This is a genomic window from Mesonia aquimarina, assembly GCF_003667275.1.
In the GTDB taxonomy this organism is placed as follows: Bacteria; Bacteroidota; Bacteroidia; order Flavobacteriales; family Flavobacteriaceae; genus Mesonia; species Mesonia aquimarina.
In genome coordinates this window covers 57,187-81,135 of the sequence record NZ_RCNV01000006.1, presented here as the reverse complement: position 1 = coordinate 81,135, position 23,949 = coordinate 57,187, and the positions used below count along the sequence as shown (strand labels likewise).

The window sequence follows — 23,949 nt, the reverse complement described above, 5'->3', positions numbered from 1 at the left end:
TATGATTTTTAATGAAGAGCGAAAATTTACTAGATGGTTTATAATCATCTCATCGCTTAGTATTATTATTTTATTTTTATGGAATATTGCTATTTTTTTCAATAGGATAAAGCAAGAAGAGCGCAACAAAATGGAAATTTGGGTAAGCGCTTATTCAGAAATTGTAGGCAAAAGTATTGATGATGATTTTAGTGAGCTTGCTCTTACAGTGTTAGAGCGAAACACAACCACTCCCATGATTTTTTACACTGTAAAAAGTGGCGCTTACGATGCTAGAAATATTTCTGATATTAACAGCGATGATGAGATTAAACAACTCGCTAAAGAGTTTGAATCTGAATATGAACCCATCCCTATTACCGATGGTGATGAATTATTAATGGTTGTTTATTATGGAAATTCTAATTTATTGAACAATCTAAAATATTTCCCTATCGGAATTTTTGTGATTGTTTTCCTGTTTTTAGCTATTCTTTACTACTTCTATTCTACAGCAAAAGAACATGAACAAAGTAAACTTTGGGCAGGGATGGCGAAAGAAACAGCTCATCAAATTGGCACACCATTATCTTCATTAGTTGGTTGGGCAGAAATTCTACGTAGTGAAAAAGTAAACCCGTCATACATTGCAGAAATTGAAAAGGACATCTCACGCTTACGTGTAATTACCGAACGTTTTTCTAAAATTGGTTCCTTACCAACCCTAGAAAAAACAAATTTAGTAGAGGCTACACAACATTCTTATGATTATCTTTCCTCGCGCACATCAAAATTAATTAACTTCTCTTTACAGCTTCCTAAGGAAGAAATCATAGTCAATTTAAATGAACAATTATTTAGCTGGACTGTGGAGAACTTGGTGAAAAATGCTATTGATGCGCTTCGCGGAAAAGGTGATATTAACATCGATATTACCCAAGACAGCAAATATGCGTATGTTCATATTAGCGATACCGGAAAGGGGATTGCAAAAGCCAATTTCAAAAAAGTATTTCAACCTGGTTACACCACAAAAAAAAGAGGTTGGGGTTTAGGTTTATCTTTAGCTAGAAGGATTATGGAAGAATATCATGAAGGAAAAATTCGTGTACTAAAAAGTGAAGCCAATCAAGGAACAACCTTTGAAATTCAACTCAAAAAAGCTTAAAAATTAGCCTGAATTTTTTCTGCCAATTTCTTAAATTCTTCTTCACTTAATTTTATTTTATGCTGAAATGTAGCATCCCGCATTTCTTGTAGCGGAATTAAATGAATATGTACATGGGGAACTTCCAATCCAATTACAGACATCCCTATACGTTTACAATCTACCGCTTTTTCTAATGCTAGAGCCACTTTTCGAGAGAACTCTAAAAGCTCATGATAGGCATCCTTATCTAAATCAAAAATTTTATTAACTTCCTTTTTTGGAATACATAAAGTGTGTCCCTTCGCGTTAGGATTAATATCTAAAAATGCTAAAAACTGCTCGGTTTCTGCTACTTTATATGCAGGTAATTCGCCATTGATTATTTTTGTAAATATACTTGCCATAACACCATTTCTTTTTAAAAAATTTAAGATACAAAAAAAATCACTTTTCTAAAAAATAGTGCTTTTTTCTAACTATTACTTCACATCAAAAGCATCACGAAGTGCATTCCCAATAAGCATAAACGCCATCACTAAACTCATTATGGCTAAGCCAGGAATTATGGCTAAATAAGCTTTTCCCAGAATGATATAACTATAGTGATCTTTAATCATCGAACCCCAACTTGGCATTGGAGGCTGAGCGCCAATCCCTAAAAAACTCAATCCGCTTTCAATTAAAATAGCAGCTGCAAAATTAGCAGCAGAAATTACAATTACCGGCGCCATTACATTAGGTAAAATATGATTTTTAATAATACGTCTGCTATTGTACCCTAAAGCTTTAGCTGCGGTGATATATTGCATTTGCTTTACGCTAATAACTTGCCCTCGTACCACACGTGCAACCTCGACCCACATCGTTAAGCCCACGGCTATAAAGACCTGCCAAAAACCTTTTCCTAAGGCTAAGGTTATGGCGATTACTAAAAGTAAGGTGGGTATAGACCAGGTAACATTAATTAACCACATAATGGCAGCATCTAATTTACCTCCAAAATAACCGGCCAATGCTCCCAATGAAATGCCTATCAACAAAGAAATAAATACTGCTACAAAACCAATTGAAAGCGAAATTCTTGTACCAATAAGTATACGACTCAATAGATCTCTTCCGTATTTATCGGTTCCTAATAAAAACTTTTTCTGATAAATATAATTCCTCTCTATAGCTGATTTTGATAATTCTGAAGGGAAATTTTCTGACAATTGATATTCCTTTTCTAAAGCCTTTTCATTTGCTCCGGAATACGGAATGACAATTAATTTATTCTCCGAAAAATGATAAGAAGAAATTGGATGCTCGGTTCCTGAACTTTGCTTACCAAAAAACAATTGCTTTACCCACGATTCTTCTAACTGATTTTGACCCGGAATTTGAAGCATTTGCACTGTAAATCCAGGTGCTTTTGAATGAATAGACAAATGCATTTGATTGGCATTTTCAGAATCGTCTGGTGCAATAAAATAAGCAAAAACAGCTAAAAAAATACAACAGATAATAAATATAAAACTCAAAACGCCCCAAAGATTCTTTTTGAATTTTTGGAGCGCTAATTGAGCTAAAGAATTTGTCTGTTGACGCATTCTAGTTAATTTTTAATGTCTGCCATTTCAGACTTTCTGATATTATTTAGTTTTAAATCTTCAAGCACATGAATAGCTTCTTCTACATAAACATCTTTACTTAAGCTTTTATGCCAACGATCACGCTTTTCTGCCAATGTAGTATCGGTTTTAAATCGATTTTTTTCGTATGGCAACGATTCAAAAGTTAAATCTGTTTTATAATCTTGTATCGCATCAAAACGTTCGGCTTGCTTTTCGTCTTCAGCAATTTTTGTTTTATATGCTTCATATTTTAAAGAATAAGTATTTTCATCACGCTGCTCTTTAATCCACTTAGCACTTTCATCAATCAATTTTAATTGATCACTTTTTGCCATTCGTTTTTTACTGTTTTTTATAGTTTCATCAAAGTCTATATAGCCATCCCATTCTTGGTAATCTGCTGGTTCGATTTGATCCCAAGGTAATGGATTTTTCATATCGCGTTCACCAATATCTATATAACTGTAACGGTCTGGCACTACAACATCACTCTCTACTCCTTTTAATTGCGTAGAACCTCCATTAACACGATAAAATTTTTGGGTAGTTAATTTTAACGCACCCATATTACCCATATCACTGTTACGCATCCATCGGTTTAGATCGACTACGTTTTGAACAGTTCCTTTTCCGTAAGTCTGATTGCTTCCAATAACAATAGCGCGTTTGTAATCCTGCATTGCAGCAGCTAAGATTTCTGAAGCTGATGCAGAAAGTTCATTCACTAAAATTACTAACGGACCATCCCATAAAATACTGTCGTCTCTATCACTTAACACTTCTTTTTCGCCATCACCAGAGCGCACTTGTACAATAGGCCCTTCTTCAATAAACATTCCGGCAATATCGATTACGGTAGATAATGAACCTCCGCCATTATTTCTCAAATCAATTACCAGCCCATCCATGTGTTCTTTCTTGAGACGAACTATTTCCTTTTCAATATCTGAAGCTGCATTTCTACTATTGGCATTTTCCATATCGAAATAGAATTTAGGCAGATTAATTAAACCGTAATTTCTACCATCTTTTTCTACCATTGTGCTTTTTGCGTAAGTCTCTTCAATTTCTACAATATCTCGAACAATAACGATATCTTCTATAGTTCCGTCTACTTTTTTAACCGTCAGCGTTACTTTAGTTCCTTTTGGCCCTTTAATTAAATCTACTGCATCATCAATAGGCATACCTACAATACTAACCGCTTCTTTTTCGTCTTCTTGTTTTACTTTTTTAATTACATCGCCAACTTCCAGTTCTTCTCCGCGCCAAGCAGGACCTCCAGAAATAATTTCAACAATTTTTATATTATCCATTTTTTTCTGCAGACGCGCTCCAATGCCTTCTAAGCTTCCACGCATTTGAATATCAAAACGCTCTTTGTCACGCGGTGCAAAATAAACGGTATGCGGATCGAATTTTTCTACAACTGCATTTACATAAATAGCAAACCAATCTTTTTTCTCTAAATCACCAAAAATATCAAAGGCTTCATCTAATGAATTTTTTGTGGTCTCTCTTGCTTTTTTTTCTAATTCTTCATCAGAAAGTTGTGTGTAATTTTCATCTTCTTTTGCTTTTAATTCTTCTTCCTTTTTTAGGTCGTAAAAATTACCAAGCGTACTAAATTTTAATTGTTGTCTCCAGCGTTCTTTAAGTTCTTTTTTTGAAGATGCATAAGGAATATTATCATAATCGGTATTGATTTCTTCACTTTCAGAAAAATCAAACGGTTTTTCTAAAATTTCTGCGTAAAAACCTTTAGTTTCTTCAATTCTTTCAAGCAAGCGCTGGTGAGTTAGATTGAAAAATGAAATTTTATGATTATTAATTTCATCGTCAATCTTATCTTCAAATTTTTGAAATTCTTTAATGTCTTTTTCTAGAAAATAGCGCTTTCTAGGATCTAAGCCTAACAGATAATCTTCATAAACAGCCTTAGAAAAGGAGTCGTCTATATCTTTAGGATCATAATGTCCTCTGCTGAGTACAAAAGAGATCAATTCTATTAATACTTCATCTTTATCAGAATCGGTATTCGTTTCAATTTTATTAGTGGTAAAACTACAAGAAGCTACTGCTAACAAAAGCCCTAATAAAAATATTTTAAAATTCTTTTTCATAAACCCGTTAAATTTCATGTTCATCTACTTACATACATTAAAAATTATGCCAATTTTTTTACAATATCTTACTTTCATAAGCTTTTTGCAAAGCTTAAAAGTACTATTTTTTTACTTTTTATTTCATAAAATAAATATAATACTCTTTTTGGGTTGAAGAAAAATAGCTTTGCATCGTTTTGACGGTTTAAATATGTATTTTAGTGGCTTATTAAAATGAAGTTTATGGCAACAAAAAAACCACTAATTTTAGTAACTAATGACGACGGCGTTACCGCTCCCGGAATTCGCCACTTAATAAAATTAATGAAAGAATTAGGCGATGTTATAGTGGTTGCGCCGGATAGTCCACAAAGCGGAATGGGACACGCAATTACAATTAACGATAATTTATATTGCGACCCTATTACCTTAAAAAAAACCGAAAAACATAAAGAGTACAGTTGCTCCGGCACGCCGGCAGATTGTGTGAAAATTGCTAAACAAGAAATTTTGCACCGCAAACCGGATTTATGTGTCAGCGGAATTAACCACGGATCTAATTCTTCTATCAATGTTATTTACTCGGGAACAATGAGCGCCGCTGTTGAAGCGGGTACAGAAGGAATTCCGGCAATTGGTTTTTCTTTGTTAGATTATTCGCTTACAGCAGATTTTGAACCAACATCTAAATTTGTAAAAACCATTACTAAAAATGTTTTAAAAAACGGACTTCCAGCGGGTGTGGTGCTTAATGTTAATATTCCTAAACTTCCTGAGAAGGAAATTAAAGGAATTAAAGTTTGCCGACAAGCAAAAGCTCATTGGGTAGAAAAGTTTGATAAACGCACTAATCCGCAAGGACGTGATTATTATTGGTTAACCGGAGAGTTTGTAAACGAAGATCAAGGAGAAGACACAGACGAATGGGCTTTAAAAGAAGGTTATATTTCTGTGGTTCCTGTTCAGTTTGATCTTACTGCACATCACGCTATTAAAGAATTAAACACTTGGAATTTACATGATTAAAAAAGAAATTTTTATTGGCTTTTTAGTAGGAATTCTAGCTACTTGTGCCGGATTATTTTTATACGTTACCGCATTATCTGATTATAGCTTTTTAAAAACCTTAGAGCTTGCAAGAGATGAAGACCGGTTAGGACATTTACTTTCTTTAGGAGCAATTTTAAATTTCTTGCCCTTTTTTGTATTCTTAAAAAAGAAACAAGTTTACAGAAGTCGTGGTGTACTTATAGCAACTTTACTAGTTGCTATTGCTATCATTTTTATTACAATTGATACGTTTTAACTAAGAAAAGCAGCATGAAATATTATTTAATTGCAGGAGAAGCTTCGGGAGATTTGCATGCATCAAACCTTATGAAAGCCATAAAAGTAAAAGACAGTGAAGCAGAATTTAGGTTTTGGGGCGGCGATTTAATGCAGAATGTAGGCGGCACTTTGGTTAAACATTATAGAGAGCTCGCCTTTATGGGTTTTGTAGAGGTCATTTTCAATTTAAAAACCATTCTTAAAAATATTTCAGTTTGTAAAAAAGACATTGCTACTTTTCAACCAGATGTTATTTTATTTATAGATTATCCTGGCTTTAATTTCAGAATAGCCAAATGGGCAAAAGAAGAAGGCTACAAAACACATTATTATATTTCTCCGCAAATTTGGGCGTGGAAAGAAAACAGAATTAAAGCTATAAAACGGGACATCGATAAAATGTATGTAATACTTCCGTTTGAAAAAGATTTCTATGAAGAAAAACATCAGTTCCCTGTTCATTTTGTAGGCCATCCCCTTTTAGATGCAATAGAACAACGTAACGAAATAGATTTTGATGCCTTTGTTTCTCAGAATAAATTAAGTCAAAAACCTATCATTGCTTTACTCCCGGGAAGTCGAAAACAAGAAATTAGCAAAATGCTAAAAACCATGTTAAAAATGGTTGATAAATTTCCTGATTATCAATTTGTAATAGCCGGGGCTCCCAGCCAAGATCGAGAATTTTACACGCCTTTTATTCAGCAAAAAAATGTTTTTTTACTTCTTAATAAAACCTATGATTTGCTGAGTGTCGCTTCAGCTGCCTTGGTAACTTCGGGCACTGCAACATTGGAAACCGCACTTTTTAACATTCCTGAAGTGGTTTGCTACAAAGGAAGTACTGTATCTTACGAAATTGCCAAACGAATTATTAAACTGAACTACATATCCTTGGTTAATTTAATTATGAACCGTGAAGTGGTAAAAGAATTAATTCAGCATGAATTTAATGCTAAAAATCTTGAAAAAGAATTGCATAAAATTTTAGGCGAATCTCACCGAAAAGTTTTATTACAAGATTATAAATTACTGAAAGAAAAACTTGGCGGAAGTGGAGCCAGTAAAAAAACTGCACAATTAATAATTGATAACATCCGTTAACTTAAAAAACTCTTTCTATGAAAAAGCTTTTATTACTTGTTCTCTTAACTGGCTTCCTTGCTTCTTGTGGTGCTCCAAAAAATAATACTTCTGGTATTGAAGAAAGTTCCTCGTACCGATATGATCCTGTTCCGGCGGCAAGTAATATTGCAGATTACGCCCTTAGTTTTGAAGGAACAAAATACAAATACGGAGGTACTACAAAACGAGGTATGGATTGTTCTGGATTAATTTATGTATCGTTTCAAAAAGAAAACATACAATTACCACGAACTTCGGGAGCGATGTCTAAAGAAGGAAGAAGGCTACGCGTAAACGAAATAAATGTAGGCGACTTGCTCTTTTTTCAGACCAACAAAACGCGAAGGGTGATTAATCACGTGGGTTTGGTGGTTCAATTAGCCCCCGGAGAAGTTAGTTTTATACATTCTACCACTTCGAGTGGAGTTATTGTTTCCTCTCTCAACAACCCTTATTGGAATAAAGCTTTTGTAATGGCAAGACGAGTTTTCTAAACTTCTAGATTATTTTCTGTAACTTTATACTATGAAGTTATGGAGCAATCCTGTAAGTTTACTTTGTATTTCTTTTGGTATCGGCATTTTTTTAGCTAAAAACTATTCGTTTCAAGAGTGGACTTTTTATGCTCTTTCAGCAATTCTTTTAAGCTTTATTTTCGTTTACTTTAAAAGTAAATTTACTTTATTATCTTCTGCTCTTTTTCCAACAATTAGTACTGTTTGCTTTGTTGGTTTAGGATTTTTTTGTTTTCAAATTCATCAAGCGCCACAGCAATCTAAACACTATATAAATCATATAAAAAGTAAGGAGTTTAATCATCTTGTTTTAGAAATAAATGAGCAAAAATCCAGCAATTCATATTATGATAACTATATAGCTGAAGTAAGAAAAGTAAGTTCAAAAAATACGGAAGGAAAAATATTATTCAGCGTAGAAAAAGATTCCCTTAGCAGAAAATTTTTATTGGGTGAAATCATTTTTTTAAACTCAAAAATAACGCCTGTTTTTTCTTCTAAAAATCCGTTTCAATTTGATTATCGGGCGTTTCTAAAAAATAGAGGAATTCATCGACAGTTAACTACCTCTTTCGAGAAAGTTATTTCTATTGATACAAGTACTAATTTACAGGCGTACGCAGAAAAGGCTCAACAAAAAATACATCAAGCTATTACAAAAAATTCTTTTTCTAAAAAGCAAACTGCTTTGATGGAAGCGCTTTTATTAGGTAGAAAAAATCAATTAAAAGATGGCACTTATGAAAAATTCACTAAAGCCGGTGTAGTTCATATTTTAGCAATTTCGGGTTTACATATCGGGATTATTTTATGGATTTTATATGCTCTATTTTATCCGTTAAGAAAAATTCTCTTCGGAAAAGTAATTGCCTCTATTTCTATCATTTTGCTACTCTGGATTTATGCATTTTTGGTTGGATTGACACCTTCAGTTTTACGAGCGGTTACTATGTTCACCTGCGTGAGCATCGGCCTTTTTATGGATCGAAAATCTAGTGTTATAAATATGCTATTGCTTTCGGCCTTAATTTTACTTCTTGTCAATCCTAATTTATTATTTAAAGTCGGATTTCAATTAAGTTATGCTGCGGTAGCTTCCATAATTGCTTTTCAACCCTCTTTTTTTAAGCCCTTTAAAAATTCTCCAAAGTTAATTCGTTTTTTTGGTAGCATTATAAGCGTGACTTTTGCAGCGCAATTAGGGGTTTTGCCACTGAGTATTTTTTATTTTCATCAATTTCCGGGCTTGTTTTTCCTCACAAATATTATTGTTGTTCCGGCATTGGGCATCATTTTAAGTATAGGTGTTTTAGTCATTTTTTTAGCCTTAATAAATCAGCTGCCAGCGTTCATTAAAAGTATCTATCAATTCATATTAGACACATTAATGCAAGTCATTAATTGGGTTGCTATGCAAGAAAACTTTCTCATTGAAAAAATCTATTTCCCGGTAATGTTTTGCTTCTGCAGTTACGTTGTAATTATTGCTTTTTATAATTTTTTGGCAAACCGAACTCAAAAAAACACCATGCTTTTTTTGAGTTGTATTATTGGTTTTCAAGTTTTTTACATCATAAATTTTAACAACAAAAAAAATCATCATTCATTTACAGTTTTTCATCAATACAAAGCAAGCATCATCGGAATTCAAGAAAACACAAGGTATTCTGTTTTTACAGATTCTCTAGGAAAAAGCAAGGCAAATAAACTGGTAAAACCGATTGCTGAAGAATTTCCGATCGATACGATTATGTATAAAAATCAGTTTAAAAACTGGTATCAAATTGATGATCTCTCGGTTTTTGTAATTGATGAAAATACCATTTATAAACTTCCGAAGCATACTGAAGTTGATATTTTGTTATTGACAAATTCTTCTAAAATAAATTTAAACCGCGTTATTAATCGTTTAACTCCCCAAAAAATTATTGTTGACGGCAGTAATTATAAAAACTATGTAAAACGATGGAGAGAAACTTGTAAGCAAAAAAAAGTCCCTTTTCACTATACCGGTAAAAAGGGAGCTTTCACTATTGATTATTGAACATCTTAGCACATTATCAATATCAATTGTTAATTAAACGTACCTTCAAAATTTTCTTGATATTCTTTCCAAGCCTTTTGTGTGGTTAATTCCTTATAATCATCACTAGCGATCATTTTTAAATAAATTTCTAGCTGTTCAGGAGTATGATAACCTGTAATTGCCGGTAATTTTTTTCCTTTTTCATCAAAGAAAACCATGGTTGGATAAGCTCTGACTTTTAAAGCGTTTGCAAATAAATGCTGACTATTTCTACCTCTTTTCCCTTCTTTATAATTGGGATTCGTATAGGTGAAATCCTGATAGGTTATTTTCTCTGTTCCCTCGGCATTAAATTTCACGGCATAATAATGTTTGTTAACATATTTAGCGACATCTTCATTTTGAAAAGTTTTTCGATCTAAAATTTTACAAGGTCCACACCAATCGGTATAAACATCCATAAAAATTTTCTTCGGATTTTCTTTTTGCGCCTCAAGGGCTTCATTCATACTCATCCAATTAATCTTCTGTGCCGATAAAACTCCGGTAACTAAAATAGCTACCATAAATAAAAATTGCTTTTTCATACCAAATTCAAATCAAAAAGTATTCCATTTTAATTATAACTCATAACGAATTAACTATCAATATATTACCTTACGCCATGCATTAATTTTTTCAATAACGGATTTAAAACAGCAACTAAAATTCCCGCAGCAACCGGTATAATTGTAAAAATTAAAAAGAACGTTGATAAATTATATTCTTCCTTAATGGTATCTACCATTCCCCCTAAGGATCCGGCTAATTTATTACCAATTGCAATTGCTAAATACCACATTCCAAACATTAAAGCAATCATTCTTGCAGGCACTAATTTACTAACATAAGAGAGTCCTACAGGCGATAAACAAAGTTCTCCTAAAGTGTGAAATAAATAGGCAAGAATTAACCAAATCATACTCACTTTTACACCGGGGTTAATTCCATCAGAACCATACGCCAAAAATGCAAAACCAATACCGACCAATACTAAACCAATACCATATTTTAAAGCTGCAGATGGATTGTATTTACTTTCCCACCATTTAGAAAACATGGATGCAAAAGTGATAATAAAAAATGAGTTTAAAATACTGAACCAAGAAACGGTAATCTCAATTGAGTCTGAAGAAAACTCACGCCCGAGCATCCAAAGTACAAGTGCCCAAACTCCTAAAAAACAAACAATAAGAACAATATTAGAACCTAAAACTTTTTTGTGAGTTTGTTTCCATAATAAGATCAGAACCCAGGTAATAATCCCTAATGGAATAATGGTTAAAAGTGAATTGATAATATTATAGGTTAAGGCCGCATTTCCTTCTAAAGTTCTATCTACATAATCTCTTGCAAATAATACTAATGAAGATGCAGCTTGCTCAAAACACAAAAAGAAAACGACGGTAAAGAATGCGAAAATTACCACAGCGATCATTCGGTCTCGAACAACTTTTGTATACCTTGAAATTCTAGAAACAATTAGAATTAAAAATAAAGCCAAACCTACTAAAGCAATTCCTACAGGTCCGGTAACAGCATCTGTTCCTATTTCAAAAGGCATTTTTTCGGGTAGTAAATTTATGTCCCCAATCTTTGAAGTAGGATCGTTTATTAAATATAAAAATCCGATTACAGAACTTACAATAATTAATATTTTATCGAATAAGGAGAAAGGATTCGGTTTATAATCTTTCTTTTCTTCATCAGAAATCTCTACTTCTCTTCCTTTTTCGGGTACACCCCCAATTTTTCCAAAAAGTGGTTTTGCTAACCAAAATTGAAGCGTTCCTAACAGCATAAAAATTCCGGCAAGTCCGAAGCCCCAGCTCCAACCTAATTTTTCAGCTAAGTAACCACAAAGCATCATCCCGAAAAATGCTCCGGCATTTACGCCCATATAGAAAATAGTATAAGCACCATCTTTCTTTTCTGGCAAGTATTTATACATTTCAGAAATGATAGAAGTAATATTAGGTTTAAAAAATCCTGTTCCTAAAATCAGAAAACCTAAACCAACATATAGCATAACTTCAGTTTCTACTGCCATAGCCGCATGACCAATGGTCATTAAAACCGCCCCTACTACAACTGCCCAACGGTAACCAATAAGTCTATCAGCAATAATTCCTCCAAGAATTGGTGTTAAATAAAGCATTCCGGCGTAGGTACCGTAAAGTGCACCGGCATTTTCAGTTGACCATCCCCAACCCGGAAAATCTACACCAACAATGGCCATAGTTAAAAAATTAACTAACAAAACACGCATTCCATAGAAGGAAAAACGCTCCCACATTTCAGTGAAAAATAATACAAACAGCCCTGCCGGGTGACCTAAAACTTTACTTTTAAATAAGTTATCGTGCTCAGTAGATGTTATTGATGCCATTTTCTTTTTATAAAAATTTAAACGTTTTCTTCTAATTCGTATGGTTCGTTGTCCTGAACGTCTTTTAATTTACGTTCATTATCTTCAGCTCCGTGAGTAAGTTTCTTTAATTTCTTCAAAAACAAAATCACTAATAACCCAAATGCCACTGTAAAAATCGTCAAATACATAAAGGTTCTATATTCCTGTTCACTTTGCTCTTCTTCTAATACAAATGAAACACCATAATTTTTACCATCTCCAACATTTTCTATCTGCTTTGCTGCATCTGGGTCTTTTTCAAAAATAAGATTAGCATGATATGGGTTTTCAGCAGTAGCTTTATTCTCTTTAAGAGTTTCTTTCAATTCTGAAGTATTGCTTTCTTCACCTGTTGAAAGTTTAAAAAGTTTATTTAAGTCTTTATTAGATTCAAATTGATTAAAAACCAAATTGCCATCTTGTAAATACACATTACTTTTAATGCTGAAGTTTTTATCAAGGTTAATAGGATAATCATAAACCTTGACTACTTTGTTCTTATTATTTTTAACTTCAATTGTATCTTTAGACATAAACGGAATCACTTCTTGTTTTTCAACAATCATTGTCCCTTCAAAAGGTTCTAATTGTGCCGATTCTCCAATATTTCCGGCTAGTTTATTACCGAAGCCTGTTGCGGCAAAATATACACCCATCATTATTGATGCGTATTTAAGTGGAGCCAATTTGGTGATAAAAGAAAGTGCCACAGGTGAAGTACATAGCTCTCCAATAGTATGAAAAAGATAAGCCAGGAAAATCCAGATCATTGCTGCTTTCCCAAACACCTCTGCACTTGCTTCTTGAGATGCGAACATCATAAACACATAACCAAGTCCCATAATAATAGTTCCCACGGCCATCTTGAACAAAGAAGATGCTTCTTTTCCCTTTTTCTTCACTGTAATCCAGAAGCCTCCCACCAAGGTTCCGAAAATGATAATATAACCAGCATTTAATGATTGAAAAACTGCAGCCGGAATTTCCTGCAACCAGCTTAAACCAATGGTCCTGTCTACTTTAGCATCTGTATAAAGGTTCATCAATCCACCTGCTTGCTCAAAAGCACCCCAGAACACAACCACAATCAGAAAAGAAATTAATAATACAATAACTCTGTCTTTTTCTATTTTATTTAATGGTCGTTTGGCAGCTGCCTTTTCTGCTTCGGTAACATTTTCTCCACCAGTAAACTCACCAACACCTTTTAAAAATTTTTGTCCCCACATAAAGACAATTTGCCCCAGTAGCATTCCTATTCCGGCAAGTCCGAAACCATAATGCCAACCATAGTAATAGGCTACTAATCCGACAGAAATACTTGCTAAAAAGGCACCTACATTTATTCCAATATAAAAAATAGTGAAACCACTATCTCTTCTTATATCTCCTTCTTTATAGAGACCTCCAACCATCGTAGAAATGTTTGGCTTTAATCCTCCAACTCCCAGAATGATTAAAATAAGTCCTGTAAAAAAGGCCCAGTCTTGTGGAATAGCCAATACCCCATGTCCTAAACAAAGTAAAATACCTCCAATTAATACTGTTTTCTTTTGTCCTAAAAACTTATCCGCAATCCAACCTCCAGGTATAGATGCAACGTAAACTAACATCGTGTACCAACCATAAAGCCAAATCGCATCTTTGTTAGTCCACCCAAGACCTGGATCTATAGCCGTAGCCGAAGCTGCTATGTACAAAGTGAGTATCCCTCTCATTCCATAATAAGAGAAACGCTCCCACATTTCCGTAAAAAACAAAATAAATAGACCTACTGGATGACCAAAAAGTTCTTTTCTATTAGTTTGAGCTATTGTTGACATATATTTACTATTATAAGTTTTCTTTAATAAAGTTGGTCATTTTCGTGTATAGATGAAGTCTTGTATTCCCTCCGTAGATGCCATGGTTTTTGTCAGGGTAAATTGCCCAGTCAAATTGTTTGTTCGCTTGAATTAAAGCTTCAACCATCTGCATGGTATTTTGTACGTGAACATTATCATCTCCACCTCCGTGAATTAATAAAAACTCTCCTTTTAATCCATCAACGTGTGTGATGGGTGAATTTTCATCATAACCCCTTGCGTTTTCTTGTGGGGTGGTCATATAGCGTTCCGTATAAATTGTATCATAAAAACGCCAGCTAGTTACCGGTGCTACGGCAATAGCCATGCTAAATGTATCGTTGGCTTGAAAAATAGCATTAGAAGCCATAAAGCCTCCAAAACTCCATCCCCAAATTCCAATTCTTTCTGCATCTATATAATTACGATTTCCTAATTCTTTAGCGGCATCTATTTGATCTTTCAATTCAAATTTACCTAATTCTTTTTGTGTTACTTTTTTAAAATCAGCTCCTTTAAATCCGGTACCTCGACCATCTACACAAGCTACGATATAGCCTTGTTGTGCTAAGTGCTGATACCAGTAATCATTTGTTCCAAAAAAGGTATTGGAGACTTGTTGAGAACCTGGTCCTGAATATTGATAGAGTAATAAAGGATACTTTTTATTTGGGTCAAAATCTACCGGTTTAATCATCCACATATTCAGTTCATTTCCGTTGATATCGATCGTAGAAAATTCTTTATCTGAAATTTTATAGTCGGCTAGTTGATTTTTTAATTCTTGATTATCTTTTATTTTTCGGACTAACTTTCCATTACTGGATTTGTGCAGACTAAACTCATACGGTGTTTTTGCACTCGTATATGAATTGATGAAATACGTAAAATCAGCACTAAAATCAGCACTATTTGTTCCGCGTTTTTGCGTTAACTGTGCTTTATTTTTTCCGTTAGCACGAATAGAAAAAACATCGCGATTAATGCTTCCGTTTTCTGTACTTTGGTAGTAAATTCTTCCTGTATTCGGATCAAACCCATAATAATCGGTTACTTCCCACTGCCCTTCGGTTACTTGATTTAAAAGCTTTCCTTTTTTGTTATAATGATAAATATGATTCCAACCGTCTTTTTCGCTTGTCCAAATAAAACTATTATCGTTTAAAAATGTAAGGTTATCAGTAATATCGATATACGCTTTATCCGTTTCATTTAAAACTACTTGAGCACTATTTTTTTCAGCATCAACAAAAATTAAGTCTAAATTATTTTGATGACGATTTAGAGCTTGGACGCTTAATACATTCTCATCATTAGTCCACTTGATTCTCGGTAAATATTCATAAGCTTTTTCAAGATCAACTTTGCTATGTTTTTCTGCAGCTAAATCGTAAATATGCAGACTTACTTTAGAATTTTCTTCTCCTGCTTTAGGATATTTAAATACTTCTTGAGAGGGGTATAATTGCTGACCGTAAGTCCCGTACATATCCATAGAAAACTCGGGGACCTCCGTTTCATCAAAACGCAAATAGGCTATTTTATCGCCTGTTTTATTCCATTGATAGGCTTGTACAAAAGCAAACTCTTCTTCGTAGACCCAATCGGTTATTCCGTTAATAATTGTATTGATCTCACCGTCTTTTGTAATCTGATTTATGTTTCCGGAAGCTAAATTTTTCACATAAATATTGTTCTCGTAAACATAGGCTACTTTCGAGGCATCCGGAGAAAATGTTGGTTCTTGTATTTTCTGATCGGCAACTTGATCTAGTTTTCCACTTTCTAAATTGTATACATAATAAATTCCACGATTAGATCTACGATAAATTGGCTCAATATCGGTAGAAAGTAATGCTTTATTTTCATCTTCGCTCAAAGAATAAGATTGAAAATAAGGCAGTCCGGAAATATCTGCAGAATTAATTAACGTACGTACTTTCTCACCAGATTCATAATTGTACACATCAACTTTCATCGCTCTAGCCGAACGATCAAAATTTTGCACAATATATTCCGTGCCATTATCTAAAGATTGTAAGGATTGCAAACGTTCTTGACGAAAAGTACCGTTCCAGATTTCTTCTAAAGTAATTTCTTTTTTTTGAGCCGTTAAAAGGCTAGTAGCCGATAGAAATACAGCTAAGGCAAGTATTTTAAATTTCATAAATTCTAGAAAATAAAATTTTGGATGTCAAGTTTACTAAAAAATCAGCAAATAATGAGTAATTAAGGTGTTAAATACTAAGATTTTGTTAAGATAACTGAACTTACAATCGACCTTTCTTCTCTTTTCAAAATAAATAGTTATTCATTATTAGGAATTGTATCTTTGCCGTTTTATAAAAGATTGTATTCAACTTATGGCGCAAATCTCTGGTTTCTCTAAACTTAGCAAAGAAGAAAAAATAAATTGGTTAGCAAAAAACTATTTCAGTAATCCGCAGAAAGCTTCAGAAACACTTCAACTTTATTGGAATAAAGATAAAAAGTTACAACGTTTACACGATGAGTTTACAGAAAACACACTTTCTAATTACTACTTGCCTTTTGGTGTAGCGCCTAACTTTAACATAAATAATAAAATCTATGCCATCCCAATGGCAATAGAAGAAAGTTCGGTAATTGCTGCTGCCAGTAATGCTGCAAAATTTTGGCAAAAAAGAGGAGGTTTTAAAGCCGAAGTACTTAACACTAATAAAGTTGGCCAAGTTCATTTTAATTATAGTGGAGACCCAAAAAAATTAACCGATTTTTTTGAAGAAATTCAAGCTAAACTTTTTGAAGCCACCAAACCCATCACCAAAAATATGGAGAAACGAGGTGGTGGAATTCTCAGTATTGATTTAGTTGATAAAACCGACGCCTTAGCCAATTATTTTCAATTGCACTGTCAATTTGAAACCCTCGATGCAATGGGTGCTAACTTTATAAATTCTTGCTTAGAACAAATAGCAGAAAGCTTTATAAATTTGGCGGCTAATTTTTTTACGGCTGATGAAATGCCAGAAATCATTATGAGCATTCTCTCTAATTATGTGCCTGACTGTTTAGTAAAAGCTGAAGTTTCTTGCCCTATTGAAGATTTAGCTGATGATAAAAATGAAGCCGAAAAATTTGCCGAAAAATTTGTTGAAGCGATAAAAATTGCAACGATAGAACCTTATCGAGCCGTAACGCATAACAAAGGAATTATGAACGGAATTGATTCGGTCGTGCTTGCCACAGGAAACGATTTTAGAGCAGTAGAAGCCGGCGTTCATGCCTATGCCGCAAGAAACGGACAATATCAAAGTTTGACGCAAGCCAAAATTGATAATGGAGTCTTTAAGTTTTGGATAGAAATACCGCTAGCTTTAGGAACCGTAGGCGGCTTAACCAGTTTACATCCTTTAGTGAAACTTGCGCTAGAAATGCTTAGAAAACCCTCAGCTAAAGAATTAATGCAAATTGTAGCTGTTGCCGGGTTAGCACAAAATTTTGCTGCCGTAAAATCATTGGTTACTACAGGAATTCAAGAAGGACATATGAAAATGCATTTAATGAATATTTTAAATCAATTTGAAGCCACCAACACAGAACGCAGTAAAGTAATTGAACATTTTAAAGCTAACACCGTTTCTCATAGCGCTGTGGTAGATATTTTAGAACAGCTCAGAAATGGATAAACAAGTTTTTTACAGTCCTGGAAAACTTCTTATCAGTGGTGAATACTTGGTGCTTGATGGCGCAAAAGCCTTAGCAGTTCCCACAAAATTTGGACAAGAATTAAGAGTAGAAAAAACTGACTCTCCTTACATTACTTGGAAAAGTAATTTACACAATGGAAATCTTTGGTTTAAAACACAGTTTAAAATTAAAGCCGGAAAAATTCAGTTACGTAAGACAGAGCAAAAAGATAAAGCTGTTAGCCAACGTCTACTTCAGATTTTTGAAGAGATTGAAAAAATCCGACCAAATTTTTTACAAAACGGCTTAGAATTTGAGAGCAGTCTAGGGTTTCCTCAAAATTGGGGTTTAGGCTCTTCCTCAACCTTGATAAACAATTTAGCTGAATGGGCAGAAATAAACCCGTACATTTTACTCCAAAACACATTTGGCGGTAGCGGCTACGACATTGCTTGCGCTAAACATAAAACGCCTTTGTTTTATCAATTAATCGATAAAAATCCGATTGTAAAAGAAATTAATTTTAAGCCTGATTTTTCTTCCGAATTGTTTTTTGTACATCTAAATAGAAAACAGAATAGTCGTGACTCAATTCAACATTACAAAAACCAGAACCTTGCTGAAAAAGATAAAAATTGTCAAGAAATTTCGGGATTAACCGAAGAGATTTTGCACTGCAAAACGATTAAAGCTTGTGAAAAGCTTTTAAGAAATCACGAAGAAAAGCTTTCTGAAATTTTAAATACGCGCACAATTCAGGAAGAATTATTCTCAGACTATTCCAGACAAATAAAAAGCCTTGGAGGTTGGGGTGGTGATTTTATTCTAGCAACAGGAAGAGAAAAAGAAAAAACTTATTTTCAAGAAAAGGGCTTTTCAACTATTTTATCTTGGGAAGAAATGATAAAAAGTTAGTTTTTGCTCTTTAAAAAGTCTAACTCATTTGTCCTAATAACATATCCTAGCCTGATCATACTTTTAAATTCTGTATAATTTATTAAACTTTCTGCATAACCTACAAACCACTCCAACATAAAATACTGATTTAAGGTTTTAAACGGACTGTAATAAATACGACTTCTTATTTTTCCTTTCCACTCCCAAGTAATTCCTTTCTGCAACATAATTTCAGCAATTAATCGATTTTCAATAAACTCGTGCGAAAGATCTATTTTTCCCAAACCTATATATTCCAGCAAATCCGGATTATCTTCTTGATATCGAAACGGAACCCAAGCTTCTACTTTCAATAAAGTTTTTTGTCCTAAAAATGTTGCATACTCCAAAGCTAGATTATTCCAGCTTCTTGAGTAAATACTATCGCGTCCATTAGAAGTGTGATTCAAACTAAAAGTCGCTAAGCTTTTAATCCGCTCTGTTTTATCATAAATTGGTTTCCCAAGCCCTAGAGAAGGATTAAAGTTAATTTCCTCAAAGGGTTTTGATTTCTGATAAATATCCCAAAAAGCTTTCTGACTATAGGTTAAGAATAGGTAAGTTTCCCACGGCAAGGTATTTCTTGTTATTAATTGTTTAAAACTGACTTGATATTTTACATCAGCTGTTTCTGAATTTACATTTTTGTTAGTAGGAATTCCGGTTATAAAAAAATTATCTTTATGTATAGAAAATGCTGGTAAATCCTTTATAACTTTATTTACTTCAGTTCTGGTAAGATTTTGAGCTTTAATTATGGAACAAAATAAAGCTATAAAAACACAGCTAAGAATAGTATTAATTCTCATTAGCTAATAGATATTAGATTTAATAATGAATCTACAAAAGTAAAGTATTTTATACTTCTCCTGGATTATATACTATTTCAAAAAAAAAGCGACTCAAAAAAATGGAGTCGCTTTTTTTATTTTATGCTATAGATTTTAATAAAAATTAGCACGATTATCTTTAATTTCAGCACTTTCTTTTAAGGCATCATTTACTTGTTGTACTGCTTGCGCTGTACGTCTTTTTGTTTCTTGTTCTGAGATTCCTCGGTAATTTGGTAAAGGTTGAGCTTCTTTTTTACTTAATAACTCTACCACATAAACTCCTTTTTTACCTTCAACAGGTTTGCTGATAGCGCCTTTTTCTAAAGAAAAAGCAGCCCCTACAACTTTAGGCTCTCGCGTAGCTCCCGGTAAAGTTGGATTTTTCATATTTACTGCACTAGCAGATTGTACTTGTACATTTTGTGCTTGTGCTATTTCTGATAAAGAATTTCCAGAAATTTTTTCTTTTAACATTTTAGCTTTCTTCTTGTTTCTGATAATTGGCGAAACTATTGGAGAAGCTTCCTCTACGCTCATTAATCCCTTTTTATTTTCTGCTGTAACTTGTGCAACTACATAGCCGTTTGGAATATCGAAACGTTTAATATCACCTACTGAAGTTTCTTCTTTAAACGCCCATTGAATAACTTGACGTTGATTACCAACTCCTGGGATATTTTCTTGCATACTTTCTACACCTTTTACAGGACGCACTTCGTAACTTTTATCTTCCGCTATTTTAGCAAAATCACCATCGGCAGCAGCAATTTCAAACTTAGTTGTTTCAGTATATAAATCACTTGTTGTTTTTTCAGAAGGCTCAATTTGTTTAGCTAAAGTAGCAACTTTAACCGCTTTTTGCTTATCGGTTACTTCTTCTAATGAAAAAATGTAATAACCCATTTCTGTTTCAACCACATCTTTACTTCCTTCATCATTTCCGAATAAATAATCAATTACTTCGTTATCTTGATTTACCTGATTATACATTACCCAGCCTAAATCTCCCCCATTAGTGTTTGTAGAAGTATCATCTGAATATTCTTTTGCTAGTGCTGCAAATTGATCTGGTGTTTCTTTAATAACATTTAATAAACTATCAGCCAATTCTTTTGCTTCTTCTTTGGTACGTGTTACTTCCTGGCTGATTCCTGCTTCTTTGAAAGTAATTAAAATATCCTTAGCCTTTACAGAATCTGCTACTTGCTTAACACCCGTAACTTTAGAAACTTTCCAGAAACCATTTTGTTTATAAGGCCCGTAAGTTCCTCCTTCATTTAAATTAAAAATTTGCTCTGCGTGTGCCTTTGGCAAATCCTCTTTAAAAGTATATCGTTCTTGGTAAGGCATATCAGAATTTTCTACCAAGAAAGTTTGTAGATCTGAAGCATTTTTAAAGCCTTCTACCTTTTCGTCCATCTTAGATACTTCATTAAAAGACGTACGATCATCCATTAACTTATTGATTTCAGCTTTTGCAGCCTCTTCGTCTTCAGCTGAAGCTTTTTCTTCAAAAAACACGTACTGAAGATCTCTTGACGCTTCTGCCTGATATTTTTCTTTATGCTTATTAATATAATCTTTCACTTCCCCTTTACTAACTTCAACATCTTTAATTGAACTGTATGGAAGCAATACGTACTTTAAATTTACCGTGTTATTTTCTAATTTGTATGCTGCTTCTCCTTCTGCTAAAGTAGCGCCAACACCGGCTCTTATTAAGTTATAATAAATATTTGCTTTGGCTTGCTCGGCAATATTTTCTTCTACATTAACCCATTGGCGATACGCTTCTGGCGATGTAGCCTTAAGGTTGGTAATGTAATCACGCATTACATTAATATCAAACATTCCTGCTTCATTCGTGAAATTTGGATTTCCGGAAAACTGTTGACGCAATACGCTATTAATTTGCTCTTGCCCAACTTCTAAACCTAATTCTTCAAACTGCTCTTTTAACAAGGCTTGACGCACACTAGAATTCCACACTTGGTTAACCGCTTGCGTTGTGGTCATATTTCCTCGTGCGTTACGCTGATAGTTTTCTACCTGACGTGCAAACTCTTCGCGCTCAATATCTTCACCATTTACGGTAGCAATTGTATTTTGAGATTTTTGCGAAGAAAAACCTCCACTTCTAATAACATCTGCTAGCACAAAAGAGAATAATGCTAATGCAATAATGATGATTAAAAAAACTGAACGTTCTCTAATTTTATTTAATACTGCCATTTTATTTGTATTTATCTAAATATAGTGGGCGAAAATAAGATAAATCCTTAAATTATAAAATTTAATAGCCTTAAAAAGTTGAAGTTTATTAAAACTTAATCTTCCTGAGCAATTTGCACTTGCACTAATTCTATTTTTGTATTAGAAACTTCTAGAATATCAAATTTAAATTCATTGATATGAACTTGACCGCCTTGCTCGGGAATTTCTTCCGTGTGGTGCATAATTAAACCGCCAAGGGTCTCATAATTCTCTTCCTCAGGAAGGTTGAGCTTATAATGTTCGTTGATATAATCTACTTCCATTCGTGCAGAAAAACGATATTTTCCTTCAGGTAATTCTTCTTCGATTAAGACAATCGGGTCATGTTCATCTTCAATTTCTCCGAACAACTCTTCTACAATATCCTCTACAGTCATCATTCCGCTTGTTCCGCCGTATTCATCTATAACTACGGCAATGCTTTTTCGCTTTTTGGTAAGTAAATTCAGAACATCTTTAACTAACATTGTTTCCGGCACATAAACCACCGGAAGCATAATAGATTTTATAGTTTTTGGATTTCTAAACAAATCAAATGAATGCACATACCCAATGATATCATCATTAGTTTCTTTATAAACTAAAATTTTTGAAAGACCGGTTTCGGTAAATAAACGCACTAGTTTTTTGGGCGACTCCGAACTGTCTACTGCAATTATTTCTGTTCGCGGAATCATTACTTCGCGCGATTTTACTTCAGAAAATTCTAAAGCATTTTTGAAAATCTGTATTTCAGAATCTATATCTTCATGCTCTTCCACCGAATCCATCTGTTCATTGATATAATTTCCTAGCTCTACTTTACTAAAGGCCAGCTGCACTTCATCTCCTTCGGTTTTAAAGAAAACTTTTAAAACCATATCTGAAATCCATATAATAAAAGCAGAGATAAAACTGAAAATGATATAAAAAATATAGGCCGGTAATGCGAAAAATTTAAGCAAGGAATTGGCATAAATCTGAAAAAAAACCTTGGGTAAAAATTCTGCAGTAAGTAAAATAATTAAGGTTGAAATTAAAGTTTGGGTTAGAATTTGTCCGTCGGTAATAAAATAATTAATAAACGCGTTATCGACAGGCCCCATTCCGCTAAGCCAATTCATAAGCAAATCGCCCATAAAAAAACCGTAAATTACCAAAGCAATATTATTACCTACCAACATGGTCGCAATAAACTTTGATGGTTTTCTAGTTAAGCGTTCAAGAATTTTAGCAAGAAAATCGCCTTGCTTTTTTTCAATTTCTATGTGAATTTTATTGGAAGATACATATGCGATTTCCATACCGGAAAAAAACGCAGATAAGAGTAAGGAACAAACAATGATAAGTATATCAACCTCCATTAGTCTTGATTATTTTGCTCCATTTTTTTCCTAAATCGCCTTTTAAAGAAAAACATGAAAATAGCAACGGCTACAAAACCGATAAATATATAAGCTCTACCTTGCGATTCTTCCCAAATTCGGTAAGCTTCAAAGGCAAAAAAAACGGCTACTACTAAATATGCGTATTCAAAAAATTTAAAAACTTTCATTATTTTTCACTTTCATCGATGTATTGAATACCTACGTTTGATCTAGAAATAAATTTATCAAATTTTTCATTAGCATCAAAACCCTCGCCTTTATTTATAGCGCCATTATTCAAGTTAATCGTATAATTAATATCAGAAAATACCCAATTTCGTTCTTGATCCCAGTAAAGCTGATCGGCTTTAAGCACTGTACTATCGCTAGTAGTAATTTTAACATTTCCACGCAAATCGACTAAACCGGTTGAATTATAAATAATTCCATAATCGGCTATAATGGTACTCTTTTCTTGTTGCTGATTAAAAAAATCAACTTCTAAGCCGTTAGGAAATTCTCTATAGGGAAACCTTTTTTGAGTATAATCTAAGAGTTTAGGACTTCTTAAGTTTGCTTTTACCGCGCCACTATCTGTATAAAAAAGATTAATTCCTTTTCCGCTAGTTTGCGGTTTATTAAAGTCTTGCTCCCATTTTCTAACAGTATTTAAGCGGTCTTGGCATGAAAAAAGCATTGTTGCGAAAATTATCGCAACAATGCTTTTAAAAATATGTTGATATGTTTTATTCATAA

General features: G+C 33.5%; 20 protein-coding genes. 8 read left to right on the top strand and 12 right to left on the bottom strand.

Annotated features, from left to right (window positions below; translation table 11 throughout):
• The first annotated feature begins 1 nt into the window (after position 1).
• Positions 2 to 1,147 (top strand): sensor histidine kinase, encoded by a 1,146-nt coding sequence (locus D9R05_RS09300; protein ID WP_121666955.1) that lies wholly within the window; start codon positions 2 to 4, stop codon positions 1,145 to 1,147.
• Here the strand turns inward: D9R05_RS09300 and D9R05_RS09295 are convergent.
• The 3 genes from D9R05_RS09295 to D9R05_RS09285 all read right to left on the bottom strand — a co-directional run bounded on the left by D9R05_RS09295 (position 1,144) and on the right by D9R05_RS09285 (position 4,865).
• Entirely contained in the window at positions 1,144 to 1,533 is a 390-nt protein-coding gene (locus D9R05_RS09295) for an HIT family protein (RefSeq protein ID WP_121666954.1), read from the bottom strand. The genes D9R05_RS09300 and D9R05_RS09295 overlap by 4 nt on opposite strands.
• Positions 1,534 to 1,608: 75 nt before the next feature.
• Entirely contained in the window at positions 1,609 to 2,718 is a 1,110-nt protein-coding gene (locus D9R05_RS09290; RefSeq protein WP_121666953.1) for an ABC transporter permease, read from the bottom strand.
• Positions 2,719 to 2,723: 5 nt separating this feature from the next.
• Positions 2,724 to 4,865, bottom strand: coding sequence for a carboxy terminal-processing peptidase (locus D9R05_RS09285; protein ID WP_121667042.1), 2,142 nt, complete (start codon positions 4,863 to 4,865; stop codon positions 2,724 to 2,726).
• A gap of 225 nt (positions 4,866 to 5,090) precedes the next feature.
• Between D9R05_RS09285 and surE the strand changes: the two genes are divergently transcribed.
• The 5 genes from surE to D9R05_RS09260 are packed head-to-tail and all read left to right on the top strand — an operon-like array spanning position 5,091 to position 9,860.
• Positions 5,091 to 5,873 (top strand): 5'/3'-nucleotidase SurE, encoded by a 783-nt coding sequence (gene surE, locus D9R05_RS09280; RefSeq protein WP_121666952.1) that lies wholly within the window; start codon positions 5,091 to 5,093, stop codon positions 5,871 to 5,873.
• Complete coding sequence (locus D9R05_RS09275) at positions 5,866 to 6,153, top strand: hypothetical protein (RefSeq protein ID WP_121666951.1); 288 nt, start codon at positions 5,866 to 5,868, stop codon at positions 6,151 to 6,153. Before surE ends, D9R05_RS09275 begins: the two co-directional genes overlap by 8 nt.
• A 14-nt stretch (positions 6,154 to 6,167) precedes the next feature.
• Positions 6,168 to 7,280, top strand: a complete 1,113-nt coding sequence (lpxB, locus tag D9R05_RS09270; protein ID WP_121666950.1) for a lipid-A-disaccharide synthase — start codon at positions 6,168 to 6,170, stop codon at positions 7,278 to 7,280.
• 17 nt (positions 7,281 to 7,297) lie between these two features.
• On the top strand, positions 7,298 to 7,795 hold the full coding sequence (locus tag D9R05_RS09265; protein WP_121666949.1) for a C40 family peptidase: 498 nt from the start codon (positions 7,298 to 7,300) through the stop codon (positions 7,793 to 7,795).
• Positions 7,796 to 7,826: 31 nt separating this feature from the next.
• Complete coding sequence (locus tag D9R05_RS09260; protein WP_121666948.1) at positions 7,827 to 9,860, top strand: ComEC/Rec2 family competence protein; 2,034 nt, start codon at positions 7,827 to 7,829, stop codon at positions 9,858 to 9,860.
• Positions 9,861 to 9,889: 29 nt separating this feature from the next.
• Here D9R05_RS09260 and D9R05_RS09255 read toward each other — a convergent pair whose 3' ends face one another.
• The 4 genes from D9R05_RS09255 to D9R05_RS09240 all read right to left on the bottom strand — a co-directional run bounded on the left by D9R05_RS09255 (position 9,890) and on the right by D9R05_RS09240 (position 16,302).
• Positions 9,890 to 10,429: a thioredoxin family protein gene (locus D9R05_RS09255; protein ID WP_121666947.1), complete on the bottom strand. Its 540-nt coding sequence runs from the start codon at positions 10,427 to 10,429 to the stop codon at positions 9,890 to 9,892.
• Positions 10,430 to 10,494: 65 nt separating this feature from the next.
• A complete protein-coding gene (locus tag D9R05_RS09250; RefSeq protein ID WP_121666946.1) occupies positions 10,495 to 12,270 on the bottom strand; it encodes a peptide MFS transporter in 1,776 nt (591 codons plus the stop codon).
• Positions 12,271 to 12,287: 17 nt separating this feature from the next.
• A complete protein-coding gene (locus tag D9R05_RS09245; RefSeq protein ID WP_121666945.1) occupies positions 12,288 to 14,114 on the bottom strand; it encodes a peptide MFS transporter in 1,827 nt (608 codons plus the stop codon).
• A gap of 10 nt (positions 14,115 to 14,124) precedes the next feature.
• Positions 14,125 to 16,302, bottom strand: a complete 2,178-nt coding sequence (locus D9R05_RS09240; protein WP_121666944.1) for a S9 family peptidase — start codon at positions 16,300 to 16,302, stop codon at positions 14,125 to 14,127.
• Between the two features lie 196 nt (positions 16,303 to 16,498).
• On the opposite strand from D9R05_RS09240, the gene D9R05_RS09235 reads away from it, so the two are divergent.
• Together D9R05_RS09235 and D9R05_RS09230 are read left to right on the top strand one after the other, a co-directional pair.
• Positions 16,499 to 17,803, top strand: coding sequence for a hydroxymethylglutaryl-CoA reductase, degradative (locus D9R05_RS09235; protein ID WP_121666943.1), 1,305 nt, complete (start codon positions 16,499 to 16,501; stop codon positions 17,801 to 17,803).
• Positions 17,796 to 18,719, top strand: a complete 924-nt coding sequence (locus D9R05_RS09230) for a GYDIA family GHMP kinase (protein ID WP_121666942.1) — start codon at positions 17,796 to 17,798, stop codon at positions 18,717 to 18,719. The genes D9R05_RS09235 and D9R05_RS09230 overlap by 8 nt, the downstream gene beginning before the upstream one ends.
• On the opposite strand, the gene D9R05_RS09225 is transcribed toward D9R05_RS09230, so the two are convergent.
• The 5 genes from D9R05_RS09225 to lptC all read right to left on the bottom strand — a co-directional run bounded on the left by D9R05_RS09225 (position 18,716) and on the right by lptC (position 23,947).
• A complete protein-coding gene (locus tag D9R05_RS09225; RefSeq protein ID WP_121666941.1) occupies positions 18,716 to 19,549 on the bottom strand; it encodes a phospholipase A in 834 nt (277 codons plus the stop codon). The two genes, D9R05_RS09230 and D9R05_RS09225, sit on opposite strands and share 4 nt — an antisense overlap.
• Positions 19,550 to 19,684: 135 nt before the next feature.
• Positions 19,685 to 21,805 (bottom strand): SurA N-terminal domain-containing protein, encoded by a 2,121-nt coding sequence (locus tag D9R05_RS09220; protein ID WP_121666940.1) that lies wholly within the window; start codon positions 21,803 to 21,805, stop codon positions 19,685 to 19,687.
• Between the two features lie 95 nt (positions 21,806 to 21,900).
• Entirely contained in the window at positions 21,901 to 23,190 is a 1,290-nt protein-coding gene (locus tag D9R05_RS09215; protein ID WP_121666939.1) for a hemolysin family protein, read from the bottom strand.
• The gene (locus D9R05_RS09210) at positions 23,190 to 23,381 is read right to left on the bottom strand and encodes a hypothetical protein (protein ID WP_205589281.1); all 192 of its coding nucleotides are present in this window, start codon (positions 23,379 to 23,381) and stop codon (positions 23,190 to 23,192) included. Before D9R05_RS09210 ends, D9R05_RS09215 begins: the two co-directional genes overlap by 1 nt.
• On the bottom strand, positions 23,381 to 23,947 hold the full coding sequence (lptC, locus tag D9R05_RS09205) for an LPS export ABC transporter periplasmic protein LptC (protein WP_121666937.1): 567 nt from the start codon (positions 23,945 to 23,947) through the stop codon (positions 23,381 to 23,383). The genes D9R05_RS09210 and lptC overlap by 1 nt, the downstream gene beginning before the upstream one ends.
• Positions 23,948 to 23,949 lie beyond the last annotated feature (2 nt).

What these genes read in the sequence shown, in the direction of transcription:
- D9R05_RS09235 (WP_121666943.1), top strand. Translation starts at nt 16,499, where the DNA reads ATGGCGCAAATCTCTGGTTTCTCTAAACTTAGCAAAGAAGAAAAAATA.
- D9R05_RS09260 (WP_121666948.1), top strand. Translation starts at nt 7,827, where the DNA reads ATGAAGTTATGGAGCAATCCTGTAAGTTTACTTTGTATTTCTTTTGGT.
- lpxB (WP_121666950.1), top strand. Translation starts at nt 6,168, where the DNA reads ATGAAATATTATTTAATTGCAGGAGAAGCTTCGGGAGATTTGCATGCA.
- D9R05_RS09275 (WP_121666951.1), top strand. Translation starts at nt 5,866, where the DNA reads ATGATTAAAAAAGAAATTTTTATTGGCTTTTTAGTAGGAATTCTAGCT.
- lptC (WP_121666937.1), bottom strand. Translation starts at nt 23,947, where the DNA reads ATGAATAAAACATATCAACATATTTTTAAAAGCATTGTTGCGATAATT.
- D9R05_RS09285 (WP_121667042.1), bottom strand. Translation starts at nt 4,865, where the DNA reads ATGAAAAAGAATTTTAAAATATTTTTATTAGGGCTTTTGTTAGCAGTA.
- D9R05_RS09225 (WP_121666941.1), bottom strand. Translation starts at nt 19,549, where the DNA reads ATGAGAATTAATACTATTCTTAGCTGTGTTTTTATAGCTTTATTTTGT.
- D9R05_RS09255 (WP_121666947.1), bottom strand. Translation starts at nt 10,429, where the DNA reads ATGAAAAAGCAATTTTTATTTATGGTAGCTATTTTAGTTACCGGAGTT.
- D9R05_RS09245 (WP_121666945.1), bottom strand. Translation starts at nt 14,114, where the DNA reads ATGTCAACAATAGCTCAAACTAATAGAAAAGAACTTTTTGGTCATCCA.
- D9R05_RS09240 (WP_121666944.1), bottom strand. Translation starts at nt 16,302, where the DNA reads ATGAAATTTAAAATACTTGCCTTAGCTGTATTTCTATCGGCTACTAGC.
- D9R05_RS09215 (WP_121666939.1), bottom strand. Translation starts at nt 23,190, where the DNA reads ATGGAGGTTGATATACTTATCATTGTTTGTTCCTTACTCTTATCTGCG.
- D9R05_RS09250 (WP_121666946.1), bottom strand. Translation starts at nt 12,270, where the DNA reads ATGGCATCAATAACATCTACTGAGCACGATAACTTATTTAAAAGTAAA.
- surE (WP_121666952.1), top strand. Translation starts at nt 5,091, where the DNA reads ATGGCAACAAAAAAACCACTAATTTTAGTAACTAATGACGACGGCGTT.
- D9R05_RS09300 (WP_121666955.1), top strand. Translation starts at nt 2, where the DNA reads ATGATTTTTAATGAAGAGCGAAAATTTACTAGATGGTTTATAATCATC.
- D9R05_RS09295 (WP_121666954.1), bottom strand. Translation starts at nt 1,533, where the DNA reads ATGGCAAGTATATTTACAAAAATAATCAATGGCGAATTACCTGCATAT.
- D9R05_RS09220 (WP_121666940.1), bottom strand. Translation starts at nt 21,805, where the DNA reads ATGGCAGTATTAAATAAAATTAGAGAACGTTCAGTTTTTTTAATCATC.
- D9R05_RS09230 (WP_121666942.1), top strand. Translation starts at nt 17,796, where the DNA reads ATGGATAAACAAGTTTTTTACAGTCCTGGAAAACTTCTTATCAGTGGT.
- D9R05_RS09265 (WP_121666949.1), top strand. Translation starts at nt 7,298, where the DNA reads ATGAAAAAGCTTTTATTACTTGTTCTCTTAACTGGCTTCCTTGCTTCT.
- D9R05_RS09290 (WP_121666953.1), bottom strand. Translation starts at nt 2,718, where the DNA reads ATGCGTCAACAGACAAATTCTTTAGCTCAATTAGCGCTCCAAAAATTC.
- D9R05_RS09210 (WP_205589281.1), bottom strand. Translation starts at nt 23,381, where the DNA reads ATGAAAGTTTTTAAATTTTTTGAATACGCATATTTAGTAGTAGCCGTT.